Annotated in this window: 8 protein-coding genes and 2 pseudogenes; all 10 read left to right on the plus strand. The window is 62.1% G+C overall.

The genetic code is table 11. The annotated features are described in order from the left end of the window. Positions 1-75: 75 nt before the first annotated feature. Positions 76-201, plus strand: a pseudogene (locus ACGYLQ_RS20420) (antirestriction protein); the annotation flags it as partial. Positions 202-224: 23 nt separating this feature from the next. Beyond that, positions 225-497, plus strand: a pseudogene (locus tag ACGYLQ_RS20425) (DUF6330 family protein). Between the two features lie 87 nt (positions 498-584). After that, positions 585-974: a DUF3768 domain-containing protein gene (locus ACGYLQ_RS20430; protein WP_276154155.1), complete on the plus strand. Its 390-nt coding sequence runs from the start codon at positions 585-587 to the stop codon at positions 972-974. A gap of 158 nt (positions 975-1,132) precedes the next feature. Then, a complete protein-coding gene (locus tag ACGYLQ_RS20435; RefSeq protein WP_276154502.1) occupies positions 1,133-3,115 on the plus strand; it encodes a ParB/RepB/Spo0J family partition protein in 1,983 nt (660 codons plus the stop codon). 76 nt (positions 3,116-3,191) lie between these two features. After that, positions 3,192-3,785 (plus strand): regulator, encoded by a 594-nt coding sequence (locus tag ACGYLQ_RS20440; protein ID WP_276154153.1) that lies wholly within the window; start codon positions 3,192-3,194, stop codon positions 3,783-3,785. Next, the gene (locus ACGYLQ_RS20445; RefSeq protein ID WP_276154503.1) at positions 3,785-4,438 is read left to right on the plus strand and encodes a DUF6927 domain-containing protein; all 654 of its coding nucleotides are present in this window, start codon (positions 3,785-3,787) and stop codon (positions 4,436-4,438) included. The genes ACGYLQ_RS20440 and ACGYLQ_RS20445 overlap by 1 nt, the downstream gene beginning before the upstream one ends. Before the next feature lie 126 nt (positions 4,439-4,564). Continuing rightward, positions 4,565-4,891, plus strand: coding sequence for a type II toxin-antitoxin system PrlF family antitoxin (locus ACGYLQ_RS20450; RefSeq protein ID WP_005668772.1), 327 nt, complete (start codon positions 4,565-4,567; stop codon positions 4,889-4,891). After that, positions 4,888-5,406, plus strand: a complete 519-nt coding sequence (locus ACGYLQ_RS20455) for a type II toxin-antitoxin system YhaV family toxin (RefSeq protein ID WP_276154504.1) — start codon at positions 4,888-4,890, stop codon at positions 5,404-5,406. Before ACGYLQ_RS20450 ends, ACGYLQ_RS20455 begins: the two co-directional genes overlap by 4 nt. Positions 5,407-5,498: 92 nt before the next feature. After that, positions 5,499-5,663 carry a hypothetical protein gene (locus tag ACGYLQ_RS20460; RefSeq protein ID WP_276154505.1) on the plus strand — a complete coding sequence of 55 codons (165 nt, stop codon included), beginning with the start codon at positions 5,499-5,501 and terminating at the stop codon, positions 5,661-5,663. Next, the gene (locus ACGYLQ_RS20465) at positions 5,653-5,805 is read left to right on the plus strand and encodes a StaA (RefSeq protein ID WP_248411066.1); all 153 of its coding nucleotides are present in this window, start codon (positions 5,653-5,655) and stop codon (positions 5,803-5,805) included. The genes ACGYLQ_RS20460 and ACGYLQ_RS20465 overlap by 11 nt, the downstream gene beginning before the upstream one ends. Positions 5,806-5,931: the final 126 nt, after the last annotated feature.

The raw sequence follows: 5,931 nt of genomic DNA on the forward strand, positions 1-5,931 counted from the left end.
CACAGCCACGACCCAACACATTGAAATCAAACGGGCTACGAAATTCTCCTCCGCATTATGCCCTCCTCGCGATAATTGCGCGTTCTTCGGTCGGACAAGGGCGCGATCTTTAAGCACGCCGCTGATGCGCAGCGCGCCTGCGACTACCTGATCGCACGGTCGGAGGCCGGCAGGGCAGGGCGCAGCGCCGAGGCCGCCTGACCACACGGAGAACGGAGACTCGCATGTCTCGCAAGGAACCCAAGACGCTGCGGCTGGCCGGGCTCCGCCCGTTCTTGCCTCAAACTGTCCCCCGGACAGTTTGCCGTTTCGCGGACCGGCGCGAACTCAAAGACGGCCGTCGCAAGATCATCACCTTCAAACGCGGTGCCTATTGGTGGAGCGCGTCTGAGGGCGCTTATCCGCTCTCGGCGGCACTTGAGAGCATCAAGGACTAGGGCGGCTGGATCGAAACCATCCCCAACCCGAATTACAGACCCAAGGGGCTGTTCGGGTAAGGCACCTTCGGCTACGGACCTTCCGCCCGGCGGAAAAGAAAAAGCGGACTTCGTGAAGGGTGTTTCAACTTCTCAAAGGAGATCCCTATGTCCATGATCGTTCAACCCCAGCCAGACCGTCCAGATCCGACCGTGATCGCGGCGCAAAACGATGCGTTTCGCAAGCTCGCTTGCCTCGGGGTGCCGCCCGCGCAGCCCATACAGGGCCGCATGCATGTCACCCGCTCGATTATGGAGGCTGGTGACGGCTTCATAGCCGAGGCGGTAAAGGCTACGGGCATGTTCGACACGTTCGAACCCGAGAACGACCCGGAGGGCTGGCATGATTTCGGGCCGGTTGAGATCCGCGGCGAGACCGTGTTCTGGAAAATTGATCTCTATGAGGCGGATTCCGACTTCCGCTACGGGGCTGAGACCCCTGACAATCCCGCCACCACCATGCGCGTACTGACCATCATGATGGCGCGCGACTGGTAGAGGGGCAGGGGGACTCCTCCCCCAACAAGCCAACAAATGAAGGCCCGCTGGCCCTTTAAAGGGAGAGTGGGCCTTTCGTCGTGGTGATCCCCGATGCCGGGGATTGGTCACGCGCGTGAACGCGCGGGCCCCACATCATCCACCGAAAAGGATATCCCATGACCGCAAGTTTCAAACCCGTCTCCGTCGCCATCGGCGATCTGACAGCTCACCCCGCCAATGTGCGCAGCAACGCGCCGGAAACCTATGATCCTGAGAACATCGCTCATCTGAAGGCCAGCATCGCTGTGCTGGGCCTACTCCAGCCGCTCTTGGTCCAGAAGCTTGACGGCAAATATGCTGTCCTCGCCGGTGGCCGGCGCCATGCCGCGCTTAAGGAGCTGATCGCTGACAAGGCCAGCAAGGGGTTCACGGCGAAAACCAAGGTCGACTGCCGCCTTGTCCCTGAGGAGAGCGACGCCACCACGGCGCTGTCGCTCGCCGAGAACATTACCCAGGCGCCGATGAATGCCATCGACGAGTTCGAGGCTTTCGCCCGTATGATGGAGGTCGACGGCCAGACGCCCGAGACGATCGCAAAGACATTCGGCACGACCGTCGCCGCTGTGAAAGGCCGGTTGCGCTACGGTCTGATCCACGCTGACATCCGCGCCGTGGCCCGGGCCAAGACGATCACGCTCGATACGATGAAGGCCTTTGCCGAGCATCCCAGCCAGGAGGTGCAGAAGGAGGTCTACGAGGCACTCACCAAGGAAGACAGCTACCTGCAGGCCTACTCCGTCCGTCAGGCGCTCAAATCCCGCGGGGTGCAGGTCAGCGATGATATCGGGGCTTTCGTGCGCGCGGACTACGAGGCGCGTGGCGGCGCAGTCGCGGCTGACCTTCTGGAAGAGCATTCCGTGCTCGAGGATGCGGCGCTGGTCGAGACCATCCTGCTCGAAAAGCTCGGTGCCGCTGCCGAAGAGGCCCGCATAAAGCTGGGCTTTGCCTGGGCCGATGCGATGGTCCGCTATGATTACGCGACCATGGCCGACTACGGCCGCGTCTATCCCGGCCCGATCGAGCCTGATGAGGCTGCGCAAAAGCGCATCGATGAGATCACCGCCGAACTCGAGAAACTGCAGCTCGAGATGGAGGATGAGGGGCTCGAGGACGGTGCCTACAACGCGCTTTACGAGCGCGTGGACGCCTTGGAAGAGGAAGCGCGCGATCTGCAGGAGGCCTACAGCGCCGAGGACCTAGCGCGGTCTGGGGTAATCGCGTCGTGGCAGGGTGGGCAGATCACGCTCCATGTTGGTCTCGTCCGCCCCGAGGACACCGTCAAAGAGGAGGGCGCGCGCGGCTCCTCGGCTAGCCCGACCGGGGAGGAGGCCCCGGACCCGGACGAAATCACCTATCCAGCCTCACTGGCTGAGGACCTCAAGACCGAGCGAGCCATGGCGCTTGGGGCCGCGATGGCGCTGCATCCGGAAGCCACGCTCGATCTGACGCTCTTCAAGCTGGTCAGTGACGTTCTGGCCAGCGGCATGAGTGTCACGCAGGCGATCAAGATCGATGCCCGCAAGGAATACCGCAGCCATGCCAAGATGGACGAGATCGACGAGACCTCGCTCGAGCAGGTGGCGGCGGCGCATGATGCACTTGATCTCTCCTGGCTCGATGACGCCCGCGCGCCCGCCGATCAGTTCGCGGCGTTTCGCGCGCTGGAGGCCGGCGAGAAGGCCAAGCTCGTGGCCTATGCCACGGCCAGCACCACGCAGTCCTGCTTCGCGCGAGACCGCCAGCGCGACAGCCTGATGCATGCGTTCGAGATCGAGATCATGCCCGACATCCGCGCCCACTGGACGCCGAATGCGGCGCTCTTCAACCGCTTCAAGAAGGCTTGGCTCCTGAAGATCCTCGGCGAGGATCTGGGTCTCGCCCAGGAGGCGGTGACGCTGGCCTCGTCGAGCAAGAAGGAGATCGTCGCCTTCTGCGACAAGCTCTTCGCCGAACCCTTCGCCACGCTGACGGACGCGCAGCGCGCTGCCGTGGCCGCCTGGTGCCCGCCGATGATGCAGACCAACGGTGTCGCCTCTGATGAGGCGGAGCCCGCTGCGGAAACCCCGGAGCCTGACAGCGAGGTCCCGCAAGCGGCCTGAGTCCTCACGCGACCCGCGCGTGGATCATGCCACCCGCGCGGGTCGACCCTTCCAAACCGAACAGAAAGACATCCCCATGGCTATTCTCAAGTTCTCTGCGTCCGCTGTCGCGGCGCAAATCGCCCATGCGCGCGCCTGCAAAACCTTCCTGCCCAACTGGAACGGACCCGTGGACAGGCCCGCCCTGATCCTCATCGTCGGCAATGGTGTGCATCTGCGCTCAAACGGCATCGATGGCACGACCACCCGCATCGTCACCACCGAACAGGCCGATCCGTCCTTCGCCTTCGCCGAAGGCATGAACCCGTTTCGGGACACCGACTGGATGGCGCAGCGCCGCATGGCGTTTCGCGATCTGACCGGCCAGTTCTACACCGACATCCTGGATGACGTGCAGGTGCTCATCGACCGGGGGCGGGGGGCCATCCGGCTCGCCACCGATGGCCACAGCATCCGCGTCTTCGTGCGCCGGGCTTCGGACTATCTCATCGGCGGGACCTACGAGGTGCCCTCGGGCCTCGGCGGCACCTTCCGGGTCATTCTCAAGGATGCCTGCGACACCTTCGCGATCGTGCAGAACTGCGGCAATTGCGAGGATTTCGACGCCATGCAGCCCTATCGCGTGCCACTCGATGCGCTGATGGAAATCGATGACCGGAGGGCGGCGTGATGGGATGGCTTTTCTACACCGACGGCCGCGTCAAATCCTACGCGGATGAGAAAGCGGAGATTGCTCGGCTGTGCACCTTCGAGGGCGACACGCGCAAAACTGAACTGGTCAAAGCCTGCAAGGTGGGTTCGACTTGGTACGCGGCGGCAAAGGTCATCAATCTCGACGGCACCCCTGTCGAAGACACGACCTATGTGACCGATGCGGACGGGTCGATCACTTTTGGCGCTGTCTTCCTCACCCGATACGATGACGGCTTCTGGGGCTACAAGGACATGGAGGAAAGCGCTGGCCCGAACGAGTCTCGTGCTCCCCTTGGGCTGATCGAGCTCCTCTCCGACCTGAAAGACCCGGACAGCTACGCCCAGGACTGGCGTCAGCGCTGCCGGGACTGGGCGTCGATCCCGGACTACGAGGAAGGCGACAAGATCAAGCTCGCAGCACCTGTGACGCTCTCCGATGGCAGTACCTGCCAGATTGTCATCGCGACCCACTACAGGCGCGGGCGGCAAAAACGCCGCTGCTACCGCATCGAGGAAACTGGTGGGCTCGTACGCCTGTCAAAGGCCTCGCTTGCGGGCTCGGAGCTGCTCAGCTCCGCGAAAGGTGCGGCTAGCCCGGTGCTGGCGGAGTTCCTGGCCGGGCGAGATTAGGTCCTGCGCCGGACGGTTCATCGGCCTGCCCGGCGACAGCAGATGCTGCGGCTTGTCTTGACAAGGCAATGCAAATGCATTACCCATCGCAGGTAGCAAATACCCCCTTTCTTTCAGGAGACTGCCATGACAGCGCTCGCACAAGATGTCTCGAAACTCACGGATCGGTATCAGACGACCGTGCCGGCGGGTGTGCGCAAACAGCTCAAGCTGGGCAAGGGCGACCAGATTCGTTACTGCACCGAGCCGAGTGGCAGGGTCTATATCGAGCCCGTGCGCAGCGACGAGGAAGATCCCGTGCTCGGAGCCTTTCTCGATTTTGTCGAGGCCGATATCAAGGCGCATCCGGACCGCATTCGGGCGTTCGATGGGGCTTTGCATGACCGTCTTGCAGCACTGGTCGGAGACGTTGACGTCGATCTCGATGCGCCGCTATCGCTCGAGGATGAATGAGCGGCGATAGCGTGCCCGCCCAATCGCCCCTTGTCGTAAACGGATGGTCGATTTATGCGCATCCGCTCTTTCTGGATCAGCTCGAAGGGCTGACTGAAGAGGTCGAGGCGCGTAAAGCACGTGATCCTAAGACCTGGCGCAAGAAAAACCCGACGAAACGGCTGGCCGCCATCTTCAAGCTGGTCACCGAAGCCATACCGGCAGATCCGGGTGCCGCGGCCTTCCGGCAAGGCGGCACACTCGGCGATCACCGCAAGCACTGGTTCCGGGCGAAATTCTTCCAGCAGTATCGGCTGTTCTATCGGTTCAACAGCGATGCGAAGGTCATCGTGGTGGCCTGGGTGAACGACGACAAGACCCTGCGCGCCTACGGCAGCAAGACGGATGCCTATGCGACGTTCAAAGGGATGTTGGAAGATGGCAATCCACCTGACAATTTCGACGCGCTCTTGAAAGAAGCTGCAGCGGCGGGCAAGCGGTTCGAAACTTCCCTTGAAGCGGTGCCCGATCGGTAAGTGGGCCAGCTTGCTGTGACCCTTTGGCATTATCGTTTACGACGCCCGCTGGAAGATGTAGCTCGGCTGATAATAGGGTCGGAGAAAGCACAATGATTGAGGCGGAAAAGGATAGGCAGCACCTCGGGCTAGAGGAGCAATGCGCGCCTGACCTGACGGGGCACCGTTTCCCAATTGCTGTGCAAGTTGCAGACATGCCCGATCACCTCGGCAAGCTGCTGGATATCGGGCTCGAGGAGCATTTCCGTGGCGGTTGATGTCAATTCGTATGACGCGTGGTTTCGCGCGAAGGTGCAGGCCGCGCTGGAGGAGGAATGCACGGGAACATCTCAAGTTCAGGTGATGCAGGCCGCACAGGCATTGATTGATGCGAAACGGGAGGTCGAACCCAAGTCCTGACCAAGCCTTGGAGGTCAGCGCGGTCTGACCTCCTTCACCCTGAAAAGCGAAAGATGCCGTAATGGGGCTGTCGGCGAATCGAGCACGTTTCGCTTGCTTGACAGCATGATGTGGAGTGCCGTTGCC

This window comes from Sulfitobacter sp. 1A12779 (assembly GCF_043557315.1).
GTDB lineage: Bacteria > Pseudomonadota > Alphaproteobacteria > Rhodobacterales > Rhodobacteraceae > Sulfitobacter > Sulfitobacter faviae.

Bases quoted from the DNA above. Each gene is read 5' to 3' on its own strand.
- ACGYLQ_RS20435 (WP_276154502.1), top strand. From the start codon at position 1,133: ATGACCGCAAGTTTCAAACCCGTCTCCGTCGCCATCGGCGATCTGACA.
- ACGYLQ_RS20445 (WP_276154503.1), top strand. From the start codon at position 3,785: ATGGGATGGCTTTTCTACACCGACGGCCGCGTCAAATCCTACGCGGAT.
- ACGYLQ_RS20430 (WP_276154155.1), top strand. From the start codon at position 585: ATGTCCATGATCGTTCAACCCCAGCCAGACCGTCCAGATCCGACCGTG.
- ACGYLQ_RS20460 (WP_276154505.1), top strand. From the start codon at position 5,499: ATGATTGAGGCGGAAAAGGATAGGCAGCACCTCGGGCTAGAGGAGCAA.
- ACGYLQ_RS20450 (WP_005668772.1), top strand. From the start codon at position 4,565: ATGACAGCGCTCGCACAAGATGTCTCGAAACTCACGGATCGGTATCAG.
- ACGYLQ_RS20440 (WP_276154153.1), top strand. From the start codon at position 3,192: ATGGCTATTCTCAAGTTCTCTGCGTCCGCTGTCGCGGCGCAAATCGCC.
- ACGYLQ_RS20455 (WP_276154504.1), top strand. From the start codon at position 4,888: ATGAGCGGCGATAGCGTGCCCGCCCAATCGCCCCTTGTCGTAAACGGA.